Source organism: Glaciecola sp. MF2-115 (assembly GCF_047250385.1).
Classification (GTDB): Bacteria; Pseudomonadota; Gammaproteobacteria; order Enterobacterales; family Alteromonadaceae; genus Glaciecola.
The window spans coordinates 199,446-219,961 of record NZ_JBLBVM010000055.1; the positions used below are offsets into that span (position 1 = coordinate 199,446).

The 20,516-nt window shown below is 40.8% G+C and carries 23 protein-coding genes and 1 pseudogene; 13 read left to right on the plus strand and 11 right to left on the minus strand.

Going from position 1 to position 20,516, the window contains the following annotated elements:
• The first annotated feature begins 30 nt into the window (after positions 1-30).
• From prmB to ACKLNX_RS14085, 4 genes are all read left to right on the plus strand, one after another.
• Positions 31-960: a 50S ribosomal protein L3 N(5)-glutamine methyltransferase gene (gene prmB, locus ACKLNX_RS14070; protein ID WP_412972838.1), complete on the plus strand. Its 930-nt coding sequence runs from the start codon at positions 31-33 to the stop codon at positions 958-960.
• Positions 961-1,070: 110 nt separating this feature from the next.
• Positions 1,071-2,168: a chorismate synthase gene (gene aroC, locus ACKLNX_RS14075; protein ID WP_412972839.1), complete on the plus strand. Its 1,098-nt coding sequence runs from the start codon at positions 1,071-1,073 to the stop codon at positions 2,166-2,168.
• Positions 2,169-2,308: 140 nt separating this feature from the next.
• Entirely contained in the window at positions 2,309-3,520 is a 1,212-nt protein-coding gene (locus ACKLNX_RS14080; RefSeq protein WP_412972840.1) for an MFS transporter, read from the plus strand.
• A 21-nt stretch (positions 3,521-3,541) separates the two neighbouring features.
• Positions 3,542-4,510, plus strand: coding sequence for a TolB family protein (locus ACKLNX_RS14085; RefSeq protein WP_412972841.1), 969 nt, complete (start codon positions 3,542-3,544; stop codon positions 4,508-4,510).
• Positions 4,511-4,699: 189 nt separating this feature from the next.
• Here the strand turns inward: ACKLNX_RS14085 and ACKLNX_RS14090 are convergent, their stop codons facing one another.
• Positions 4,700-5,281, minus strand: a complete 582-nt coding sequence (locus ACKLNX_RS14090; protein WP_411694089.1) for a Fe-Mn family superoxide dismutase — start codon at positions 5,279-5,281, stop codon at positions 4,700-4,702.
• Between the two features lie 294 nt (positions 5,282-5,575).
• Here ACKLNX_RS14090 and ACKLNX_RS14095 point away from each other — a divergent pair, with 294 nt between their 5' ends.
• On the plus strand, positions 5,576-5,902 hold the full coding sequence (locus ACKLNX_RS14095) for a Grx4 family monothiol glutaredoxin (RefSeq protein ID WP_411694088.1): 327 nt from the start codon (positions 5,576-5,578) through the stop codon (positions 5,900-5,902).
• Positions 5,903-6,010: 108 nt separating this feature from the next.
• Here the strand turns inward: ACKLNX_RS14095 and ACKLNX_RS14100 are convergent, their stop codons facing one another.
• Positions 6,011-6,205 (minus strand): bacterioferritin-associated ferredoxin, encoded by a 195-nt coding sequence (locus tag ACKLNX_RS14100; RefSeq protein ID WP_412972972.1) that lies wholly within the window; start codon positions 6,203-6,205, stop codon positions 6,011-6,013.
• A gap of 71 nt (positions 6,206-6,276) precedes the next feature.
• On the minus strand, positions 6,277-6,918 hold the full coding sequence (gene rnt / locus ACKLNX_RS14105) for a ribonuclease T (protein ID WP_411694085.1): 642 nt from the start codon (positions 6,916-6,918) through the stop codon (positions 6,277-6,279).
• 239 nt (positions 6,919-7,157) lie between these two features.
• Between rnt and ACKLNX_RS14110 the strand changes: the two genes are divergently transcribed.
• The gene (locus tag ACKLNX_RS14110) at positions 7,158-8,021 is read left to right on the plus strand and encodes a flagellar protein MotY (RefSeq protein WP_412972842.1); all 864 of its coding nucleotides are present in this window, start codon (positions 7,158-7,160) and stop codon (positions 8,019-8,021) included.
• A 3-nt stretch (positions 8,022-8,024) separates the two neighbouring features.
• On the opposite strand, the gene gloA is transcribed toward ACKLNX_RS14110, so the two are convergent.
• Both gloA and ACKLNX_RS14120 read right to left on the minus strand, forming a co-directional pair.
• On the minus strand, positions 8,025-8,408 hold the full coding sequence (gene gloA / locus ACKLNX_RS14115) for a lactoylglutathione lyase (RefSeq protein WP_412972843.1): 384 nt from the start codon (positions 8,406-8,408) through the stop codon (positions 8,025-8,027).
• A gap of 71 nt (positions 8,409-8,479) precedes the next feature.
• Positions 8,480-8,725: pseudogene (locus ACKLNX_RS14120) on the minus strand (endonuclease III); the annotation flags it as partial.
• 184 nt (positions 8,726-8,909) lie between these two features.
• Between ACKLNX_RS14120 and ACKLNX_RS14125 the strand changes: the two are divergent.
• The 3 genes from ACKLNX_RS14125 to ACKLNX_RS14135 all read left to right on the plus strand — a co-directional run bounded on the left by ACKLNX_RS14125 (position 8,910) and on the right by ACKLNX_RS14135 (position 10,873).
• A complete protein-coding gene (locus ACKLNX_RS14125; RefSeq protein WP_411694082.1) occupies positions 8,910-9,101 on the plus strand; it encodes a hypothetical protein in 192 nt (63 codons plus the stop codon).
• Position 9,102: 1 nt separating this feature from the next.
• Positions 9,103-9,957 (plus strand): CPBP family intramembrane glutamic endopeptidase, encoded by an 855-nt coding sequence (locus tag ACKLNX_RS14130; RefSeq protein ID WP_411694081.1) that lies wholly within the window; start codon positions 9,103-9,105, stop codon positions 9,955-9,957.
• Positions 9,958-10,171: 214 nt separating this feature from the next.
• A complete protein-coding gene (locus ACKLNX_RS14135) occupies positions 10,172-10,873 on the plus strand; it encodes a DUF4386 domain-containing protein (protein ID WP_411694080.1) in 702 nt (233 codons plus the stop codon).
• Between the two features lie 63 nt (positions 10,874-10,936).
• Here the strand turns inward: ACKLNX_RS14135 and ACKLNX_RS14140 are convergent, their stop codons facing one another.
• Positions 10,937-11,986 (minus strand): helix-turn-helix domain-containing protein, encoded by a 1,050-nt coding sequence (locus tag ACKLNX_RS14140; RefSeq protein WP_411694079.1) that lies wholly within the window; start codon positions 11,984-11,986, stop codon positions 10,937-10,939.
• 164 nt (positions 11,987-12,150) lie between these two features.
• Here ACKLNX_RS14140 and ACKLNX_RS14145 point away from each other — a divergent pair, with 164 nt between their 5' ends.
• The 4 genes from ACKLNX_RS14145 (at position 12,151) to ACKLNX_RS14160 (ending at position 15,273) form a co-directional block, all read left to right on the plus strand.
• Positions 12,151-12,645 carry a hypothetical protein gene (locus ACKLNX_RS14145; protein ID WP_411694078.1) on the plus strand — a complete coding sequence of 165 codons (495 nt, stop codon included), beginning with the start codon at positions 12,151-12,153 and terminating at the stop codon, positions 12,643-12,645.
• A gap of 109 nt (positions 12,646-12,754) precedes the next feature.
• Positions 12,755-13,210 (plus strand): RNA polymerase sigma factor, encoded by a 456-nt coding sequence (locus ACKLNX_RS14150; RefSeq protein WP_411694077.1) that lies wholly within the window; start codon positions 12,755-12,757, stop codon positions 13,208-13,210.
• Position 13,211: 1 nt separating this feature from the next.
• The gene (locus ACKLNX_RS14155) at positions 13,212-13,808 is read left to right on the plus strand and encodes a hypothetical protein (RefSeq protein ID WP_411694076.1); all 597 of its coding nucleotides are present in this window, start codon (positions 13,212-13,214) and stop codon (positions 13,806-13,808) included.
• 127 nt (positions 13,809-13,935) lie between these two features.
• On the plus strand, positions 13,936-15,273 hold the full coding sequence (locus tag ACKLNX_RS14160; RefSeq protein ID WP_411694075.1) for a serine hydrolase domain-containing protein: 1,338 nt from the start codon (positions 13,936-13,938) through the stop codon (positions 15,271-15,273).
• 204 nt (positions 15,274-15,477) lie between these two features.
• Here the strand turns inward: ACKLNX_RS14160 and nth are convergent, their stop codons facing one another.
• From nth to rsxC, 5 genes are read right to left on the minus strand one after another with little or no spacing between them, the layout of a single operon-like run.
• Positions 15,478-16,110: an endonuclease III gene (nth, locus tag ACKLNX_RS14165; protein ID WP_411694074.1), complete on the minus strand. Its 633-nt coding sequence runs from the start codon at positions 16,108-16,110 to the stop codon at positions 15,478-15,480.
• Positions 16,107-16,808: an electron transport complex subunit E gene (locus ACKLNX_RS14170; protein ID WP_411694073.1), complete on the minus strand. Its 702-nt coding sequence runs from the start codon at positions 16,806-16,808 to the stop codon at positions 16,107-16,109. The genes nth and ACKLNX_RS14170 overlap by 4 nt, the downstream gene beginning before the upstream one ends.
• Positions 16,801-17,478: an electron transport complex subunit RsxG gene (gene rsxG, locus ACKLNX_RS14175; RefSeq protein ID WP_411694072.1), complete on the minus strand. Its 678-nt coding sequence runs from the start codon at positions 17,476-17,478 to the stop codon at positions 16,801-16,803. Before rsxG ends, ACKLNX_RS14170 begins: the two co-directional genes overlap by 8 nt.
• On the minus strand, positions 17,475-18,563 hold the full coding sequence (rsxD, locus tag ACKLNX_RS14180; protein ID WP_411694071.1) for an electron transport complex subunit RsxD: 1,089 nt from the start codon (positions 18,561-18,563) through the stop codon (positions 17,475-17,477). Before rsxD ends, rsxG begins: the two co-directional genes overlap by 4 nt.
• Positions 18,560-20,512, minus strand: a complete 1,953-nt coding sequence (rsxC, locus tag ACKLNX_RS14185) for an electron transport complex subunit RsxC (RefSeq protein ID WP_411694070.1) — start codon at positions 20,510-20,512, stop codon at positions 18,560-18,562. The genes rsxD and rsxC overlap by 4 nt, the downstream gene beginning before the upstream one ends.
• Positions 20,513-20,516: the final 4 nt, after the last annotated feature.

The following is a 20,516-nucleotide window of genomic DNA, read 5'->3' on the forward strand; positions in this document are numbered from 1 at the left end:
AGTATTATTGCTATCTCACCTGAGGATCCCGTGAATATACAACAACCATCTCATCCCCCAGAACTAGTCACCGTACTAGACTGGATCCGCTATTCTATCTCGTCATTTTATCAAGCCGGTATTTTTTTTGGTCATGGTACAGATAACGAGTGGGATGAAGCCTGTAGTTTAGTTTTCCAAGCGCTCAATTTGCCACTAGATATGCCAGTGGTGCGTCAAGAGGCTTTGTATCAAGCTCGTGTAACGGAAGCTGAAAAAGCACTAATGAGCGACTGGTTGCAGCAACGCGTTGAACTGCAAAAACCATTGCCTTATATCACTAACCAAGCATGGTTTGCAGGTATGCCATTTTATGTAGATGAAAGGGTATTAATACCGCGTTCACCGTTCGCTGAGTTAATTCTTCAAAACTTTGAACCTTACTTAAGTGAAGAACCTGCTCGTATACTAGATCTCTGTACCGGGGGAGCTTGCATAGCAATTGCCTTGGCAAATCAATTTCCTGATTCCATTGTGGATGCTGCCGATATCGATACCGATGCGCTTGACGTCGCCTCTATGAATATTCATGAATATCAATTGGAAGAGCAAATTATTCCTCTTCAATCTGATTTGTTCAGCGGTTTGGAAGGTCAGCAATATAATCTTATTGTTTCAAACCCACCATACGTTGACGCACAAGATATGGCTGACTTGCCCGATGAGTTTCATCATGAGCCGGAGCATGCTTTAGCCGCAGGTGATGATGGCTTGGACTTAGTTGACTTAATGTTACAGCAAGCCCCTGATTATTTGTGTGATAAGGGATGGTTGTTTATAGAAGTCGGAAACAGTGAAGTGCATGTGGCAGAGAGATTCCCTGGGCTCGACGTGACTTGGTGTGAACTGACGCTGGGCGGAAGTGGTATTTTTGCCATTCAAAAAGAAACGCTGCTTAGCTATTTTCGAAATGCTCAATAGCACTGTTTTATAACTAAATTGGTTTCTTTTGAACACGACGCTTATCAGTGTTTATGCTGGGCATCATGAAACTAAAAAAAGTAATTTGAAAAGTAATAAGGAAGGAACAAATGTCTGGTAACACAATAGGTAAGATATTTACCGTAACCACCTTCGGAGAAAGTCACGGCATAGCGATCGGTGGTGTAGTGGATGGTTGTCCTCCAGGGCTAGAATTGCATGAAGATGATTTGCAAGGCGACTTGGACAGACGTAAACCGGGCACGTCTAGATTTACGACAGCAAGACGAGAAGACGATGAAGTTAAAATTCTCAGTGGTATTTTTGAAGGTAAGACGACAGGCACGAGTATTGGCCTGTTAATCAATAATAAAGATCAACGCAGTCAAGACTACTCGAAAATTAAAGACTCTTTCCGTCCCGGTCATGCAGATTACACCTACCAACAAAAATTTGGTTTTAGAGATTACCGAGGCGGTGGTCGCTCTTCTGCGCGTGAAACTGCTGTGCGTGTTGCGGCAGGCGGTATAGCGAAAAAGTACCTCAAGCAACAATACGGTATTGAGGTTAGAGGGTATTTAAGCCAGTTGGGTCCAATTGCGGTAGATAAAGTCGATCACAATGTGACAAACACTAACCCTTTCTTTTGCCCTGATGATACAAAATTGGAAGCGCTAGAAACCTATATGAAGGACTTGAAAAAGGAAGGTAACTCAATAGGTGCTAGAGTTAGTGTCAGCGCTACAAACGTGCCTGTGGGCTTAGGCGAACCAGTATTCGATCGACTTGATGCTGATATTGCCCATGCCATGATGGGTATCAATGCGGTGAAAGGGGTTGAGATTGGTGATGGTTTCGATGTTGTGAATCAAAAAGGCACTGAGCATAGGGACGAAATGTCACCTGAAGGCTTTCATACCAATCATGCCGGTGGCATCTTGGGTGGAATTTCAAGTGGTCAAGAAATCCTAGTGCATATGGCATTAAAGCCCACTTCAAGCATTAGCATTTCCGGCGATTCGGTTGATATCAATGGTAAGCCAGCCGAGGTGATTACTAAAGGCCGCCATGACCCATGTGTTGGGATCAGAGCAGTACCAATTGCAGAAGCGATGTTAGCGATAATATTGATGGATCACCTGCTAAGACATCGAGCGCAAAATAGCTTAGTGACTTCAATCACGCCGGTTATACCAGCACAGCGCTAAGTAAAAGCGAAACTTTGATTAAAGACGCGACGCGAAATACGTGCGTAACGCGAAATATGTACGTAACGCGAATTAAGCACGCAACGTGAATTAAGCTCGCAACTGTGCTTAGCATCCATTGATGAATGGGAGAACTAGCTTTGCTATTGTCAAAACTGATTACGACGAAAAGTAAGGCTGCCATTTCTAGCCCCTTAAATTTGGGGCTAATTTCTTTAACTTACTTTTTCTATTTTGGCCAACTAGGTGTCGTCACGCCCTTTATTGGTGTCTTTTTGGATGGTCGAGGATTCAGCTCCCAAGAAATTGGAAGCTTGCTGGCTATCGTCACTCTTACTAGAGTACTAGGACCCAACCTCTGGGCTGCTATAGCTGATAAAACTGGGCGCGGCGCTGACATTGTTCGTTTTGGTTGCCTCCTGGCTTTTATTACTTTTACGGCAGTCTATTTCTCCTATAGTTTTTGGGCACTCACGTTTAGCTTCGGCATAATGATGATGTTCTGGACGGCAGTACTACCTCAGCTTGAAGTTATCACTGTTAACTCAACCAAAGACAGTAAGGGTGGGTATGGTGCGGTTCGACTATGGGGAAGTATAGGTTTTATAGTACTAAGCCTTGTGGTTGGCTTCCTACTTGATATCTTCTCCACTGAAGTGATTATCTACACTTCAAGTTTTTGTTTGTTTGCACTATATCTCAGTTCGATGTTTATAGCTTCGCCACACATCACGCCAAAAAGCGAACGCATCATCATTAATGAGTGGTATAAAGTGCGCTCCTTAGTTTTCGTTGCATTCATTTTATCGGCTATATTTTTGCAAATTAGCTTTGGTACTTATTACAGCTTTTTCGCACTTTATATGGGGGACTTGGAATATTCTGGGAAACAAACAGGCTTGTTCATTGCTGTTGGAGTGTTGTCCGAAATAGGCATCTTTCTCATCGCATCAAGGCTTATCGCCAAGTTCGGTGTGAAATGGATGTTAATTCTTTCAATGCTGCTGACTGCCGCCAGATGGTTATGTTTGGCACTAATACCAGAATTTGCAAGTGCAATTATACTTAGCCAAACACTCCATTCATTTAGTTTTGGAATGAGCCACGCAACATCTGTTCACTTCTTACATTCGTATTTTTCAGGGGGCTTTCAAAGTCGCGCTCAAGCACTTTATGTCAGTATTGCGTTTGGGATCGGCGGAGCATTGGGAAGCTATATAGCGGGATTTACTTGGATGGACGGTGATGGAGCAAAAAGCAGTTTCATCATTTCAGCAAGTTTTGCTTTTATAGGTGCTTTCGCATTACTCTTGGTAAGTAGTAAAGCATTTGCTGGTCAAAAACTAGAATAAAAATGACAAAAGGGTAGCTAAATGAAAAATGTATCGACGCTCTTAAATGTAGCGTTAAAAATAAGTGTTTTAAGTGGAATGTCTTTATCGTTATTTTCAGCAGCTGTGCAAGCTCAGGCCGATTCAGGCTCTGACATACTTGTAGCTTCAGTCAATTATACTGCGCATGAAAACAAAGACGTAGGCGAGTTTATTAGCTTAAGTAAATTTCAAAAAATAACGGATACTGCGAGTTATACCAATCAGCCTTACTTTATTAATTTGGACAAAGAATTAGCTTATACGCAAAGTATTACGCTTGATGACGTCACTCAAATGGATACGTTTATTTATAACTTTGAAACACAAACTGCGAAGAACTTAACTAAGTCTGTCACCAGTGAATATAGTCCGACACCAACACCAGATGGTAAGGGCTTATCAGTTATTCGGGTTAATGCGCTAGGAAAGCAGGAGTTGTGGTATCTTCAGCTCGATAGTGGTGAAGCGAGGCAAAATCTATTACCTGCTATTGAACCGGTAGGCTACCACGTATGGGATGGCACCGATAAAGTACTCCTATTCGTATTAGGAGAGCCGCACACTCTGCGTTTAGCCTCGGTAAACAAACAAACGGACCAAGGAAGGGTGTTAGATACGAGTATTGGACCAAGCTTGTGGCCGATTCCAGGAACAAGCTTGTTTAGTTACAGCAAGCAAATAGATGAAACCAACTGGCAACTTCGAGCTGTTGATACTAAAACGAAAAAAACGAAGGCCCTTGTGGATATGCCAACGGGAAGCTATTACTACGCTTGGTCTCCTCAAGGATATGCCGTTACTGCAGTTGATAATAAACTTTATCAGTGGCGATACAGTGAGACTGAAACGGGTCAATGGACCGAGTTTGCTGACTTGAGCCAACAATGCTCAGCTGGGATAAGCCGATTGAGTTTTTCTCAACAAGGCAATTCATTGGCAATGGTTTGTAATCGGCCTGCAGTCCAATAGTTAGCAGGTGTGAAGTGAGATTATTGCGGTCTTGTAGTTATTGGGCGTGAACTGATTATTGCCGTTAAATAGTCAGTTGGTGTAAAGCGATAATTGCGGTCATTTTTAGATTTTGATAAAAAAAACCACCAATATTCATTGGTGGTTTTTTGTTTTAATTAGCTACGACTTATTCAATAAGTTTAGCTCTTATGCGAAGTTGCTTGCAGCAAAATCCCAGTTCGCAAGTGCCCAATATGCTTCTAAGTAATTAGGACGTACGTTGCGGTAGTCAATGTAATAAGCATGTTCCCACAAATCACATGTAAGTAGCGGTGTAACACCTTCTTCAGTGATAGGTGTGCCTGCGTTGCTCGTGTTAACGATATCTAGGCTACCATCAGCGTTTTTCACTAACCAAGTCCAACTAGAACCAAAGTTATTCACTGCTTTGTCGTTAAATGCCGCTTTGAAGTCCGCAAATGAACCCCATTTTGCATTGATTGCATCAGCAAGTGCGCCTGTTGCTTCACCGCCACCGTTAGGGCTTAAGCTGTTCCAATAGAACGTATGGTTCCAGATTTGTGCTGCGTTGTTAAAAACACCACCTTCTGAATTTTTAACGATTTCTTCAAGCGATTTATTTGCTAGGTCTGTACCTTCAACAAGTCCGTTTAACTTTGTAACGTATGTCGCGTGATGCTTACCATAATGAAACTCAAGTGTTTCAGCAGAAATATGCGGTTCAAGAGCATTCTTTTCGTAAGGTAAAGCTGGTAATTCAAAAGCCATGTTGTTCTCCGTTTTGGGTCAATGATTTAGGTTCGAATTTAGTAATTCGCTTTCTTGGTATTAACTCAATATTGGGACAATTATAGTTAATCCAAGAATAAACTCGAAAATAATACTTAATAAGTTATAACTAGTTCGAAAATATATGAAAAGAAGATCATTTTTTACTGATTTTTCGGTCTAATCTATTTATTATACTGCTATTCATATATATGGGTTGTTTTTTTCAAGATTAACCGCATCTCTACTCATATTCAAATTACATTTAAGCATTACTCAGATAAAGGTCATCAAATGGAAACTATAGATAAAATTAAAGAACAAATTGCAGAAAACCCAGTCTTATTGTACATGAAAGGCTCTCCTAAACTGCCAAGTTGTGGTTTCTCTGCTCAAACTGTTCAAGCTTTGATGAGTTGTGGTGAGCAGTTTGCGTACGTTGATATTCTGCAAAATCCAGATATTCGAGTTGAATTGCCAAAATATGCTGACTGGCCAACATTTCCACAATTGTGGGTGAAAGGTGAGTTAATAGGCGGTTGTGACATTATTTTAGAAATGTTCCAACAAGGTGAGTTGCAGCCATTGTTGAAAGAAGCTGCGGTTAAAGCTGAAGATTAATTTTTATTTACGTACTCTAAAATAAAATTTTCACAATAAAAAAGCCTCGAAAGAGGCTTTTTTATTGAATCGTGTTACTTGAACGGTAGCTAGAGTTTTAAGTAAGGCTTAGCCTACGTCCATGAATAAGGTTTCATCTACAATAGTGTTATCGATAATTTCTTGTGCTAATTCAACGCATTTTCCGCACTGACTACCAAGTTCCATGATTTGCTTTAGTTCGCGCATATTACCCACGCCATGTGTTTCCACCGCGCTTTTAATTTGCTTATCAGTTATGCCATAACACATACAAACGAACATCAAGAATCACCTCTTAATCAATATGCAAATGATAATAATTCACATTTAGATTGAATGCAAGCTTTTTGCGATTAATTCTCAATTAGATTTGGAAGTGGCCATCCACCTAAGTTTTTGTAGCGATTTACAATATAACAAAATAATTCAGCGGTGCGCTCTGTATCATATAATGCGGAATGTGCTTCGGATTGATCAAAAGGTATTCCCGCGGCTTGGCATGCCTTAATCAGGACTGTTTGCCCGAGCGCTAATGCCGCTAGTGATGTTGTATCAAATGAAACGAAAGGGTGGAATGGTGTGCGCTTAATATTCTGCCTGGCAATAGCTGCATTAACAAAGCCTTGATCGAAACTCGCATTGTGAGCGACGATAACCGAACGTTGGCACTCAGCTTCTTTTTGATGTTTACGAATATGCTTACATAGGTTTTTCATGACAGTGTTCTCATCGAGAGCGCCACGTAAAGCACAGTTTGGGTCAATACCGTTAAACTCTATCGCCGCTTGTTCAATGTTTGCACCTTCAAAAGGTTCCACATGTTCATGAAAGGTGGTGTCAGGAACGAGGTCTCCTTGCGCATCAAACTTCAATGTGACGGCCGCAATTTCTAGCAGCGCATCCGTGCTTGCATTAAAACCAGCTGTCTCTACATCAATAATGACGGGGAAATAACCTCTAAATCGATCTTGAAGCTTAGGTTTAGTCGTTGTCATGAAATACTTATAAATCCCTAGAGTGCATATTAATGTGATTGAAATAAAAGAAGGAAGCTTTGGTAGCATTGAGCAGGTAAGCTAAGTACATGACTCAAAAGCTTTTTTACGAAATCAAAGCGCAAACTCTCATCTATACTTTGTTTTATAGGATTATTTACGCCAGATTTGTCAGCAATTCTAAACATTTTATTCAAATTGTCGATACCTTATCTAAGTTCTCGGAGATTGAATCTACAATGAAAAAATACTTATTAAGCTTTATTTGTTTACTTCCCATGCTTGCGTCAGCAAATTTGCGTGAGTACAACGCGTCCGTAGAAAACTCCGAATGGATGCTTGGTGAGCAAACCCGCTTAATGTGTGAACTAAAGCATCCCATACCAGGTTATGGAGTGGCTTCTTTCGTGACAGAAGCCTCAAAACAACTTAATTTAGAATTCGTCCTCGATATGCTCCGTCTCCCAAATAAATACGATAGTGCGACGGTTTATTCTGTGCCGCCGAGGTGGATGCCTGGTGCTCTTCAAAAAACGATAGGAACAATGAGTTTACGCAAGCAATATGATGGTGATCTTCCGTCAGAATCCGCTTGGGAAATGCTGACAGAACTAGAGAAAGGGTATTGGCCCACCATTCATTATCAAGATTGGAGTAATCGATACGATTCGGTCGCTGTTGCTCTTAATGCTAGCAATTTCGACAATTCATATTTTGCATTTTCTGAATGCGTTGCCAATTTATTACCCTATAGTTTTGAAGATATTGCATACACAGTATTAACGTATAAAAAGAGCAGTGTGGAGCTCACCAACTATTCAAAACGACGTTTAGATATGATTGGTGACTATTTAAAAGAAGATATTGAACTGGAGTTAGTATTGCTAGATGGTTACTCAGATAGCTATGGCGGCTCTTGGAACAATGAGCAATTATCGATCCGCAGAGCCAACGAAATTCGTGATTACTTCGCTTCTCAAGGTGTTGATACAACACGAATTGAAGTGACAGGGCATGGTGAGAAGCGGCACATCTCACCAAATGATAACGAACTGTCGAGAGCGAAAAACCGTCGTGTGATAATTCAACTCGCCAAGTTATAAGCTTTACTTCTCTTGGATGAGTTCGATAGCGTAGCCATTCGGGTCCCTAACAAAGGCAATGATAGTTTCACCGCCTTTCACTGGCCCTGGTGCACGGTAAACGTCACCACCTTTAGCGCTGATTTCGTCACAAACAGCATATATATCATCAACGCCGATGGCTAAATGTCCAAAGGCATCTCCGTGCTCATAATCCGTCTTACCCCAGTTATAGGTGAGTTCAATGACAGTGTTATTGTCTTCATCGCCGTAGCCAAGGAATGCCAGAGTATATTCGTATTCTTTATTGTCACTTTGACGAAGAAGCTTCATACCGAGTGTTTCTGTATAGAATTGGATGGATTTTTGTAGATCACCAACGCGCAACATAGTATGTAATAGTCTCATTTTTTTCCTTTAGTGGTTCATTCAAAGAATTAATCGAATTTTAAATGTTATCACTTTTTGTTGCAGGAGGTTTATTCAGTTTTGTTTTTAAACTCACATAAATCTTGGATAATGCAGTTACCACATCGTGGTTTTCGAGTAATACATGTATATCTTCCATGCAAAATTAACCATTGATGAACATCCACTTTAAACTCTTTTGGTACCACTTTTAGTAGTTTTTCATCGACTTTGTCGACATTTTTACCCATCGCGAGCTTAGTACAGTTACCGACACGAAAGATATGCGTGTCAACAGCTATGGTTGGCCAGACAAAAGATAATAAAACTAGATATTGAAGTGTTTCTCATGTTGGCATATTTGAGGCGGCATGGAACTTTATGAATTTAAATAATGTTACAAATAGTTCCTTGCATGATATGTAATACCTATCTATTTTTGGCAACAGCTTTCGCATGTGATAGCGCATATTTTATGTTTAGAGTAAGGGAGTAAAATTCATGACTAAAGAATCACATTTTAGTAATCAAATAAGATCGAATTATGCTTTTATGGCAAAGTCTGTTTTTGATTTACATTTTCTTATACAAAGCCAGTCGGAAGAGTTATATAGCGAAAAAGAAATGGGTTTTCCTGAACACTTGCAATCCTATAAACAACGAGTTGCTTTAAAAAAAGATGAGGAAGCCTAATATGAACCCTACTAAAGACACTTATATCACGCTCGCAACATTTTTGGCCTTCGTTATTGCTTTTTACTTCCTAGGATTTTGGCTGATATTTAGAATGGGGCAAGCAACGCCCCTAATGTTGTCAGTAGGAGCAGCTACGATTTTAACATGTTTACTTAGAAAGAAGAGCTTATCTGAGCTAGGTTGGAAATGGGGGAGTTGGAAAGTGCAATGGAAAAGCTATCTGATACCCTTTGCTATTGCGTCAGTGGCTTATTTACTTATTTGGTCTTTTGGGGGCGGTGACTTATACAACAGTGAATTCTTAGCGGACAAAAAGCAAAGCTATAACTTAAGTGAATGGAATGATTTAAGTATATTTCTTTTTCATTTCTTTTTAGTCGCATGTATCAGCTTCATAATGTCAATTCCGTCTATTTTAGGAGAAGAAATTGGATGGAGAGGACTATTAGTGCCTGAGCTTTCTAAAATCACATCATTTACTGGGGTCGTGTTAGTGAGTGGCATACTCTGGTCTGCGTTTCATTGGCCGTTGATCTTTTTAGGTTTGTATGGGAATACCGATACATCAATTTACTATCAACTGTTTTTCTTTACCTTATTCATTGTTTCTAGCGGCACTATCATGGCTTATATCCGGTTAAAAACAGACAGTGTCTGGACCGCCGTTATGTATCATGGCGCGTCCAATATATTTATTCAAAAGGTATTTACGCCTATTACCATTACAAACGAAAACTCAAGTTATTACATTGATGAATTTGGAGCTGTATTAGCGTTGGTAGCTACAGTTGTCGCGTTTGTCTATTGGAGGAAAGGTGTAAAGGAGTTTTCTTCATTAGCCCAAAAAACTTAAAACTCTGTTGATGGATATAGTCAGCAAAAGCATCAATAGAAAAAACTCAAAACAAGGAATGCAGAGACACTCTGCGTCAAACGCCCCCCAACAGTAGTATATTTTAATTTTACTGAATATTATGTACGTCGAATTTCGAATTCGGCGCATAAATCCCTCTCTTATCTGCCAATATACGGCGCTCACGGTGTATTGTAATAATTAGGGACCACATATGAATTTAAATACTAAAGGCCGATTGGCAGGCATTTTATATTTGCTACTCGTAATAACAGGTATATTCAACTTAAAGTATGTACCAACTGAATTAATAGTTTGGAGTGATGCAGCGTTAACGCTGAGCAATATCTCATCATCGGAGTTTCTTTATCGATCAGGTATTGTTGCCGGAATTCTAAGTTATGTTATTTATCTATTATTACCGCTTATTTTTTTCGATATTTTTAAGGATGTAAATCGGTGTCTTGCCTTATTAATGGTTGCCTTTTCCGTAATAAGCGTTCCTATTTCACTATTTAACATGGTGGATAAAGTAAATGTTTTAACTTTACTAAGTGACGCTAACTTTTTGAATTCGTTAAGCACCGAACAAATTCAAACGAATGTCATGCTTTTACTTAGGTCCTATAACAATGGCATATCTGTTGTTCAAATTTTCTGGGGCTTATGGTTATTTCCCTTAGGATATTTAATTTTTAAATCTGCGTACATCCCAAAATTTTTGGGTGTTTTGCTTATGTTAGGATGCTTCGGTTATTTGATTCTATTTTTCCAGCATTTTCTATTCCCTGAGGTTGAACTCCCAGCATTTGTTTCTTTGCCCGCTTCGTTAGGCGAACTTGGCACTTGTTTGTGGCTTTTAATCATGGGGATGACAGATCGTTCTGTAAAACCGATGTCTCAAATTCTGAAATAAATTAACTAGTTTTTAGATTGGGTTGTTCTTGATTGAGGGGAGGGCCGTTTTTGATTGAACGAACTATTGTATTTCCAACTGTTGTTTTCGATATTGCCCTGGAGTACAACCAGAAAATTCCTTAAAGGCTCTGGTAAAAGGGGCTACGGAAGCAAATCCGCTTTCAATACCAACAACAAGTATGGGCCAGTCACGTTTATCAGGCGCACTTAATATCGCTTTAGCGTATTCGACTCGCATATGATTAACGTAGTGATTAAAGTTTTTAGCGTTAAAATGATTGAGCATAATGGCGCGGATACGATACTCGGGAACGTCTAACTCTCGAGCAATATCGGCGACGCGCAAATTGGATTCCAAAAAGCGTTTTTCTTCAACCAACATTACATGGATTTTTTTAGCGAGTATGTTCTCTTCCTGAACGTTTGAATTCGTGCTTTTTTCTTTTTGCTCAAACTGATGTTGGCGAAAAATAATTAATCCATGTGTACTGATTAGTATGACTAAAAATGCGAAAGCCGAAAGCCATTCTCGCCCAGCGCCAGCTGCTAGACTACTAGGAAGTGAGGCTCCAATTAACATGACACTGATAACGCAAAAAATGAATGACGATAGGTAAATAGCAGCCATTTTCCGCTGTATGGCAGTTGCGCTATGTAAAACCCTATAACCTTCCCAGAAAATAAGAATAAGCATGCCAGGATACAATATTGCGATTATTTCCGTTAAAACGTTTGAAAGCATAGGCAGCCAAATTGAATCGACTAACCATATTTTTTGAGAAAAGAGTAATAGGTGGCGTAATATCAGGCATGCAGAAAGTAAGGCTACAAAGAGAAGGTGATGCTGATTAATAGGGTTGTTTTTTCGAAAAAATGCACGCGCAAATAACCAATATCCACTAGAGATGCCAACCCCCAATAGTCCAATTAAATGGTGATAAGGATCCCAATAGTTACTGGCTAATTTATGTGCAATATACATGGAGCTAGAGGCACAAAAAATCGCAAATATAAAGTGCAAAAGGTGTCTTTCTTTAAGGCGAAAATGAAAGATGCCTAATGCAAAGCTTAGCAATACGATGAATAACTGAGCGACTTCTAGCAGTTCCAATTTATACACCCCTTGTGATTACCGCTATTTTACATTAACCGTGTTCTTTTTCGATGGTATTCACTTTTATTTTCATTTTCGTGTATCGATTTTCAAATTCGATTCTCCTAAAGCCGCACAGCATGGGAGTATTGAAGTGAAATTTTAAAAATGAGGTTATGGCTATGAACAGAAAGTCGAACACAAATAATTACGGTGTCATTACAAATGAAAGTATGAATAACGAAGATAATTTAACGCAAAATGACGCGCCATTAGTACCACTTTGGCAAACTTGGGGACTTCGAATATTTTTTGCGGGACTAGTTTTTGTCATTGGTAAATGGCAGTTGATGTCTATTTTACAGGGTCCTTTTGAGTGGACAGCATGGCGAGGTGTGGGGCATTCGCTTTTATTCACACTTGCTTTATTGGCTATAGGCGGCATGTTTCGTCCGTTAGCATTTCTACCGATTATGCTATTTGAAATCGTTTGGAAAGTAGTTTGGCTGACTGCTGTCGCATTGCCACTATGGATGGCAGGAGAGCAAATTCCGGGGATTGTAAGTGTAAAAGGATCGCTTATTGGGGTTGGTTTAATCATTATTTGTACTCCATGGAAGTACGTTTGGTGGAGATACTTTAAACAACCTATTGAGCCATGGAGACGCAAAAAGTAAATTATAAAAAAATTTATTCAGTTTGACACAATCGTGTTCTATCACCGACTAATTAAATATCTAACCAATTGGCAATTTGCAAATACAGATGCGTAAAGAATTCAAACAAATGATTATGAACAACCAAGGGCGCATACGTTACATCGCGTCCCGATATAGTCATGACGGCGAATTTGACGACATGTATCAGGAAATATTACTGCAGCTTTGGAGAAGTTTCGAGTCGTTTAGTGGCGAGTCGAAACAAGAAACTTGGGTTTATAAAGTAGCACTGAATACGGCTTGCACATTTGTAAGGGCAGCAGTGAAGCAAAAAGAGATTAAACAGTCTCCATTACACCAACCAATGCAAGTGCTTCAGCCTACGCAGGAAAGCTGCCAAGCAGACATTCTTGACCACTTTATGGATAGGCTAAGTGACACAGATGCGAGCTTGTTGATGATGTACTTAGATGGGCTATCTTCGGATGACAGCGCCAAAGTGCTTGGTATTAGTTCCAATGCCGTTAGGTCGCGTATTAAGCGCATTAAAAATGAATTTGAAACCAACTACATAGGAGATTGATGTGAAGCTAGATGATTTAAAGCAAGACTGGCAACAAGCCATTGAAACCGAATCAACTCCTGATAATTTAACTGAGGTGATAGACATGATTGAGCAACAAACCACTAAGATTGATAAAGAGATTAAACGTCGCGATTTTCTCGAAATTGGAATCGCAGTATTTCTTATCCCGGTTTGGATATGGGGCTGGTTAAATTCTGCAAGCACGATGCAAAGCATCGGTTACGTCATTGCGATTGCCGCCTGTGTTTATATCCCATATCGACTGATATCTGCGAAAAAAGTAGACGCCAAAAAAAGCGCTAGCGTTAAGGACTTTTTAGTCCAAGAAAAACAAAAAATTCAGCAACAAAAACAGATGTTGGAGTCGGTTGTATGGTGGTACATAGCGCCGCTGACGGTTGCCATTTTCCTCATCACGTTAGGGGCAAAGGTGAACGAACAAGGTATTCCTCAAATATCGTCGGGCATGTATTGGTATTACGCTAGTGTTGGTTTGCTAATGGTTGGGGTGTACTTTCTAAATAAACGCGCGGCCAAAAATAAGTTTGCCCCATTGCTAAAGAACATTGAGCAACGATTGGCAGAAATGAGCTAACTAACCACAGACAGCCTATTCGTTTCTAACCCTTTTTATTCACACCCCTTTTAAGGGCGCTTTGAGCGACTTTTTGAGCAAGTCGCTTCGGGCAAATGCAGCCAAAACTTACTAAGGAATTTAGACTATGAACAACAAAAAAACAAACAACAAGAAAACAAACAACAAAAAAACAATCAGCAAACAACAAAGTAATAAGAAGGCTTCTTCTTCGGCGATTATTGTCGTCTTGATCACATTAATGATTGCGATAGCCTCTGGTAACTCAGAAGCTGCAATAGCCGGAGCTGAACTAGAAAACGTTATAAGCGAGAACCTTTTGCCTCCAATGGCAGCAGAAGAGGAAGTAAACCTTAGGCACTGGAATATACCTGAAACCAAACAGGAGTTCTGGGATCTAGCCAAACTTAAAAACGCATATGTGAACACGGCCCCGGCTTTTCTTGATGACGGAATTTCTGTTGGGAAACTCGATGACGAAGGTCGTAACAAAACAGTGATTTTGGAGCTAGCAAGGCAAATAGCAAATAAAGAGCATGCAGAAGTGGATAGTTTACTCATTGCACACAACGGAAAAATGGTATTTGAGTCATACTACGCAAGAGGCCGAATAAATTTATCTCATCCTCAATCATCAGCTACTAAGGCCTATACAGCTTTGTTAGTTGGTCGTGCTATTAAATTGGGCTACCTATCCCTAGAGGACTTAGACAAGCCCGTAGTGACGCTTTTAAAAGGCTTAGATCATTCCAAATTTGCAAGGGGCGTAGAGACTATTACGCTGCATGATGCTTTAACAATGTCATCGGGATTGGAAATTAGTAAAGAAAAAGTGGACGATTATCGAGGCAATCCACAAAAGTATTACGGAATAGCTCAAGTCCAAGCCTATTTTGAAGATACCGCGCCAATAGTTAAGTCAGCGAAGACATTTAGTTATCAAAGTTTTAATCCAATTATCATAATGAATGTGCTTAGCACCGCTGTACCAGGCTCAGTAGAGGATTTTGCGAAAAATGAACTATTCCATAAAATGAATATTGCCAATTACGACTGGCGTACAAGGGAAGTCGGTATACTAACACCCGAAAGTGGTTCAAGTGTCACCTCTCGCAATATGTTAAAAATTGGTACATTGATTATTAATAACGGTAAGTGGGGAAATGAGCATTTAATTCCCAAAGCGTATATTGAAAAGATGACAGAAAAACATACCCCCACACTAACGGAAGAGCAGGTATTTTCGTCCGGCGATAAAGTATTAACTACTGCTTATGGATATTTTTGGTGGCAAACAGATGTGAAGGTTGGTGAGAAAGTGTATTCATCGCACTCAGCGCAAGGTGCGGGAGGTGTCACTATTCTTGTTATTGATGAACTCGATGTAGTGGTAGTTGTCACTGGCCACGCAATGCAGTCATATATACAACTTATCACTGAAAAAGTCTTGCCGACATTTATTTAACGCTAGTTGAATTAAGCAAAAAGTCCGTTGATGTACGGATGAAAATGGCCCGCCCAAAAGGATTTTTAGTGTGAGACAATACTAGTTGTATTTCGCGCATTCGGTAATATCAATGTCGGATGACGAATGACAGCGTTGTCGGTGGAGCCGACTACCAAAGCTGAGCTTGTGACATTCTGCTTATCGCTTGAGACAGTTCTAGAGCTATTCTGTCTTATCTTTAAACTCACACAAATCCTCAATTATACATGACCCACAGCGCGGCTTGCGTGCTATACAGGTGTAGCGTCCATGCAGGATCAGCCAGTGGTGCACATCCACTTTAAACTCTTTTGGTACCACTTTTAGTAGTTTTTCCTCGACTTTGTCCACATTTTTACCCATAGCAAATTTTGTTCGATTACTGACTCGAAAAATATGCGTGTCGACAGCAATGGTCGGCCAGCCAAACGCCGTGTTGAGCACAACATTTGCTGTCTTTCTTCCAACACCAGGCAAGGCCTCAAGTGCCTCTCTATTTTCTGGTATTGCGGAATTATGCTTTTCGATCAAAATTCGACAGGTTTCAATGACATTCTTTGCCTTTGAGTTATACAAGCCAATGGTTTTAATGTATTGGCTAAGGCCTTCAACGCCAAGCGCGTATATCGCTTCTGGCGTATTAGCGACTGGATAAAGTTTATCTGTTGCTTTATTTACACCAACGTCAGTAGCTTGAGCTGAAAGAATCACTGCTATTAGCAATTCAAACGGATTTGAATAGTTTAGTTCAGTAGTGGGGTGAGGGTTATTGGCGCGCAATCGAGATAGCATCTCATAACGTTTCTCTTTGTTCATATGTCGGTTCCCGTTACTCTTGCTCTTTGTACTACTTTTTCGTGTTGAGCGCTGGCTGTGCGTTGTTCAATTAGCTTGTCTATCATGTTCTTAATGGCAATTAGTAAGCCCATTCCTAAAAATGCGCCGGGAGGCAGGATAGCCAATAAAAATGGATTATCTGCAGTAAACACAATAATGGTTAGATCTTTGGCCCAAGCACCTAAAAGTAAGTCCGCACCTGACAACAATGTGCCATAGCCCAACAACTCGCGCATAGCGCCTAAAACAACTAAAATCAAAGTGAAGCCTAAACCCATCATTAATCCGTCAAATGCCGCTAACTGAACGGGGTTTTTCGACGCATAAGCCTCAGCTCGGCCAATAATGGCGCAATTGGTTACGATCAATGGGATAAAAATTCCTAGCGCTTGGTATAGCTCAAATGTGAATGCATTCATGAGCAATTGCACAATAGTTACAAATGCAGCAATGATCATCACGAAAATAGGAATTCGAATTTCGTTGGGAACGTATGATCTAACTAACGACACCGTAATGTTCGAACCTAATAATACTAGGGTTGTAGCAATACCTAGGCCTAAGCCATTTATAACGGTGGCGGTAACGGCAAGAAGTGGGCACAAACCAAGTAATTGCACTAAGGCAGGGTTGTTTTTCCAAATTCCTTGCAAGCTTAAATTTTGATATTCATTCATCGCTTGGAACCTCCGTTTCAGAGGACGTGCTTTCGAGCGAACTTGGACAATTGCTCGCGCTAGAGAAAATCATGTCGCGGTTTTCTTTGTAATAAATAAGAGTGTTCTTCACAGCTTGCACAACAGCTCGTGGCGTAATTGTTGCACCGGTAAACTGATCGAATTGACCGCCATCCTTCTTCACCTTCCAACGGTTGTCATTTTCACTGGTAAGTGCGACGTTGTTAAATGATAAGATCCAGTCACTGATACGGGTATCAATTTTATCGCCTAAGCCAGGCGTTTCTTTATGCTCGATCACTCTTGCACCTAGAGATTTTCCAGAGTAATCGACGGCGACAACCATTTTAATTTCACCGCTATATCCATTAGGTGCACTAGTTTCGATAACGGCTGCGACGTTTTCTTCATTCATTCTTGCTCGAAATACGCGTTTGTCAGCATTCGAACCAAGGAATTCTGGTGAATTGACGACAAGGCAATCTAAATGTAATTCGTTATCGTGCTTGTCTTCGGGCACTAATTTATTCAAAACGGACAGCAGTTGCTTCTCTTGAGCATACTGAATGCGTTCTTTTGTCCCTTCATAGGTTAATGCAATCAGCCCCGTCGTGACTAAAGCAAATGCGGCTAAAATCGCGCCATTTTTCCCCATGTAGTTTACGATCATGTATTTTTACTCGCTTCTTTTTTCGATGCTTTACTTTTATGACCATAGGTTCGAGGCTGAGTGTAGTAATCAATTAAGGGCACTGCCATGTTCATTATCAACACTGCGAAAGCCACAGCATCAGGGTAGCCCCCCCAGTTTCGTATGATGATGACCCATAAGCCAATCGCGGCACCAAATATTAATCTGCCTTTGATTGTTGTGGATGCCGAAACCGGGTCGGTAGCAATAAAGAAGGCACCAATAATCAAACTACCACTGAAAAAGTGAAATAGTGGGGAGGCATACTGATCGCTATCGACTAAAAATAAAACTAAGCTTAATAACGCTGCAGAGGCCAACATGCTACCTGGTATATGCCAACTGATTACTTTAGATTTTACGAGGAATATACCACCTACCAAATAAGCCATGGCGACCCAAAACCAGCCTTTGCCATACTGACCATCAAAAATGATATGTGATTGTGCCTCGGTGACTGTGTAGCCTTGAAGCAGAGACGTTTTAACCACATCCAATGGCGTGGCCATTGTAGTACCATCTATGCCAACTTTGAGTTGCTCAACGCTGAACCCAGTGTTTGTAAACCCTGTCATTACTGTATTCACAGCATCCCACAATGAATAGGATTGCTCAGCAATTGACTGCGGTGGCAACCAAGAAGTCATTTGTACAGGGAATGAAATTAATAACATCACGTAAGCCGCCATTGCTGGATTGAACATGTTATAACCCAAGCCACCGTATAGTTGCTTTACAACCGCAATCGCGAAAAATGTTCCTATGACAATTACCCACCATGGTGCAAGTGGAGGAATAGAAATAGCCAAAAGCAAAGCGGCTAGAACAGCGCTATAGTCTTTTAAAATACGTTCGGTTTTTTTCTTTCTTAACTCTGAAATGACGCCTTCAGTAACTAACGCGGTGATGATAGCCAGCACAATCTGAATCAGAATGCCGAAACCAAAAAACCAGATATTACATAAGATACCGGGTATGGCCGCATAGCAAACGAGGCGCATTACTTGACCAGTATCGCGTCGATTGTGATTGTGAGGCGAGCTAGATAAACTCAGCATAGTCATGATTCGTTATTCTCTTTTTTTGCTTTCTCAGCAGCTAGTTTCTTGGCTTTCGCTTTGGCCACTGCAGCGCTTACGCGTTCCTTCTTTGCGGTGACTGCTTTTTCTGTAGATGCACTGTTCGTTTCTTCTTTTTTGTTTTCCGCAGCTTGTTTCTTTGCCTTTGCTTTGGCTAAAGCTGCAGCGACTCGTTTCTTTTTGAGTGCTTCTGCGTTATCCGTACTTGCTTCAATAGCTGCTTCACTGCTTGCTTCGTCAAGAGCCTGTTTATCCACTAGTTGAGCCTCAGTGTTTGCAGTCACTGCTGAAATTTCATCTTTTGAAACAGGTTTCTCTTGGTCTTTCTGCGTTTGAGTTGATCCTGTCGAAGAAGCGCTTTTATCTGCCATTGCCGCTTTCTTCGCTTTAGCACGAGCAAGAGCAGCTGCAATTTTGTCTTTTGCGGCACCGCCATCTTTGCTTAATGATGCTTTGCGTGCTTCTGCTGCCAATCTGTGTTTTTCTTCACGCTCTTCTTTTTCTCTTTGTAAACGGGCAGTTCGCGCTTCAAAACGTATCTTCGCTTTATCTGACTTTTCTTTTTCTTCTTTTTGATTGCGAATATCTGCTTTGGCTTGTCGATAATAATGCACTAGTGGGATCTCGCTTGGGCAAACGTATGCACAGGCCCCACATTCAATACAATCGAACAGGTTGTATTCTTCGGCTTTTTCAAGTTCCTTCGCTTTACTATGCCAAAACAGTTGCTGAGGTAACAAAGAGGCCGGACACGCATCAGAGCATGCGGAACATCTTATGCATGCTCGCTCATCTTCTGGATGAGGTAGCTCATCTTCTGCTGGAACAAGCAGGCAATTAGAAATTTTAACTATTGGAGTTAATATTGAAGTAACGGTAAAGCCCATCATAGGACCGCCCATAATGAATCTTGGCGTCTTTTGGCTTGAACTGTCGTAATTGCCTAATTTCAAAAGTGACTCAATGGGAGTACCAAGCCGAGCCCACACATTTTTAGGTGATTTCAGCCCTTGACCAGTCAGAGTAACTACACGTTCTAACAATGGTTTGCCTTCAACAATGGCATCCGCAATGGCATAACAAGTACCCACGTTATACATGATACAACCCACATCAATGGGTAATCCGTTGGATGGGACTTCTCTCGATGTAAGCACTTGAACGAGTTGTTTTTCACCGCCTGCAGGATACTTTGTAGGGACGCTAACAACTTGATAATTCGACTTCTGCTGACACGCAATCGACATTGTTTCTAATGCTTCTGGCTTGTTGTTTTCTACAGCGACAATGACTTGTTTGGGGCCAAGGATATGCACCAGAATATCGATACCTTGTCGGATTTGCCACGCATGCTCACGCATGATTCGATCATCAGAGGAAATGTAAGGCTCACACTCAATGCCATTGATAATGAGGAACTCGATGGGTTTGCTGCTATTGGTTTTTATATGAGTTGGAAAACCGGCACCACCCATGCCGCTGATACCTGCATCACATATCCGTTCAACTAGATCGGATGCTTTTACTTTGGTGTAATCGGGGAATGGGTGTAATTCGGTCCAAGTATCAAGTCCATCAGACTCGATGATAATTGTTAATTCTGGTATGCCTGAAGGATGAGCCGAAACATGTTCAGTGATTTTGCTCACTATGCCAGAAGTCGGCGCATGAACGGGCACGGAAAAAGCAAGTTCACTGCGTGTTAAGGCTTGACCCTTTAATACTTTGTCTCCCTCAGAAACCAAGATTTTACCATTTACGCCAATGTGTTGTTTAACTGGCACGTAGTATGTTTTGTCAAGAGGGGAAAACTCAATGTTGGTTTGGTTAGACAAAGTCTTCTGTTGTGGAGGGTGAATCCCACCAGGGAAATTCCACAATTGATTGAGGCTTAATCGCTCTAGTATTTGGTCATAATCGGCAAACATTGTCATACCC

What these genes read in the sequence shown, in the direction of transcription:
- ACKLNX_RS14145 (WP_411694078.1), top strand. Translation starts at nt 12,151, where the DNA reads ATGAACAGAAAGTCGAACACAAATAATTACGGTGTCATTACAAATGAA.
- ACKLNX_RS14095 (WP_411694088.1), top strand. Translation starts at nt 5,576, where the DNA reads ATGGAAACTATAGATAAAATTAAAGAACAAATTGCAGAAAACCCAGTC.
- rsxC (WP_411694070.1), bottom strand. Translation starts at nt 20,512, where the DNA reads ATGACAATGTTTGCCGATTATGACCAAATACTAGAGCGATTAAGCCTC.
- nth (WP_411694074.1), bottom strand. Translation starts at nt 16,110, where the DNA reads ATGAACAAAGAGAAACGTTATGAGATGCTATCTCGATTGCGCGCCAAT.
- ACKLNX_RS14170 (WP_411694073.1), bottom strand. Translation starts at nt 16,808, where the DNA reads ATGAATGAATATCAAAATTTAAGCTTGCAAGGAATTTGGAAAAACAAC.
- ACKLNX_RS14085 (WP_412972841.1), top strand. Translation starts at nt 3,542, where the DNA reads ATGAAAAATGTATCGACGCTCTTAAATGTAGCGTTAAAAATAAGTGTT.
- ACKLNX_RS14130 (WP_411694081.1), top strand. Translation starts at nt 9,103, where the DNA reads ATGAACCCTACTAAAGACACTTATATCACGCTCGCAACATTTTTGGCC.
- ACKLNX_RS14110 (WP_412972842.1), top strand. Translation starts at nt 7,158, where the DNA reads ATGAAAAAATACTTATTAAGCTTTATTTGTTTACTTCCCATGCTTGCG.
- gloA (WP_412972843.1), bottom strand. Translation starts at nt 8,408, where the DNA reads ATGAGACTATTACATACTATGTTGCGCGTTGGTGATCTACAAAAATCC.
- rsxG (WP_411694072.1), bottom strand. Translation starts at nt 17,478, where the DNA reads ATGATCGTAAACTACATGGGGAAAAATGGCGCGATTTTAGCCGCATTT.
- ACKLNX_RS14100 (WP_412972972.1), bottom strand. Translation starts at nt 6,205, where the DNA reads ATGTTCGTTTGTATGTGTTATGGCATAACTGATAAGCAAATTAAAAGC.
- ACKLNX_RS14160 (WP_411694075.1), top strand. Translation starts at nt 13,936, where the DNA reads ATGAACAACAAAAAAACAAACAACAAGAAAACAAACAACAAAAAAACA.
- ACKLNX_RS14125 (WP_411694082.1), top strand. Translation starts at nt 8,910, where the DNA reads ATGACTAAAGAATCACATTTTAGTAATCAAATAAGATCGAATTATGCT.
- rnt (WP_411694085.1), bottom strand. Translation starts at nt 6,918, where the DNA reads ATGACAACGACTAAACCTAAGCTTCAAGATCGATTTAGAGGTTATTTC.
- ACKLNX_RS14090 (WP_411694089.1), bottom strand. Translation starts at nt 5,281, where the DNA reads ATGGCTTTTGAATTACCAGCTTTACCTTACGAAAAGAATGCTCTTGAA.
- ACKLNX_RS14135 (WP_411694080.1), top strand. Translation starts at nt 10,172, where the DNA reads ATGAATTTAAATACTAAAGGCCGATTGGCAGGCATTTTATATTTGCTA.
- aroC (WP_412972839.1), top strand. Translation starts at nt 1,071, where the DNA reads ATGTCTGGTAACACAATAGGTAAGATATTTACCGTAACCACCTTCGGA.
- ACKLNX_RS14150 (WP_411694077.1), top strand. Translation starts at nt 12,755, where the DNA reads ATGATTATGAACAACCAAGGGCGCATACGTTACATCGCGTCCCGATAT.
- rsxD (WP_411694071.1), bottom strand. Translation starts at nt 18,563, where the DNA reads ATGACTATGCTGAGTTTATCTAGCTCGCCTCACAATCACAATCGACGC.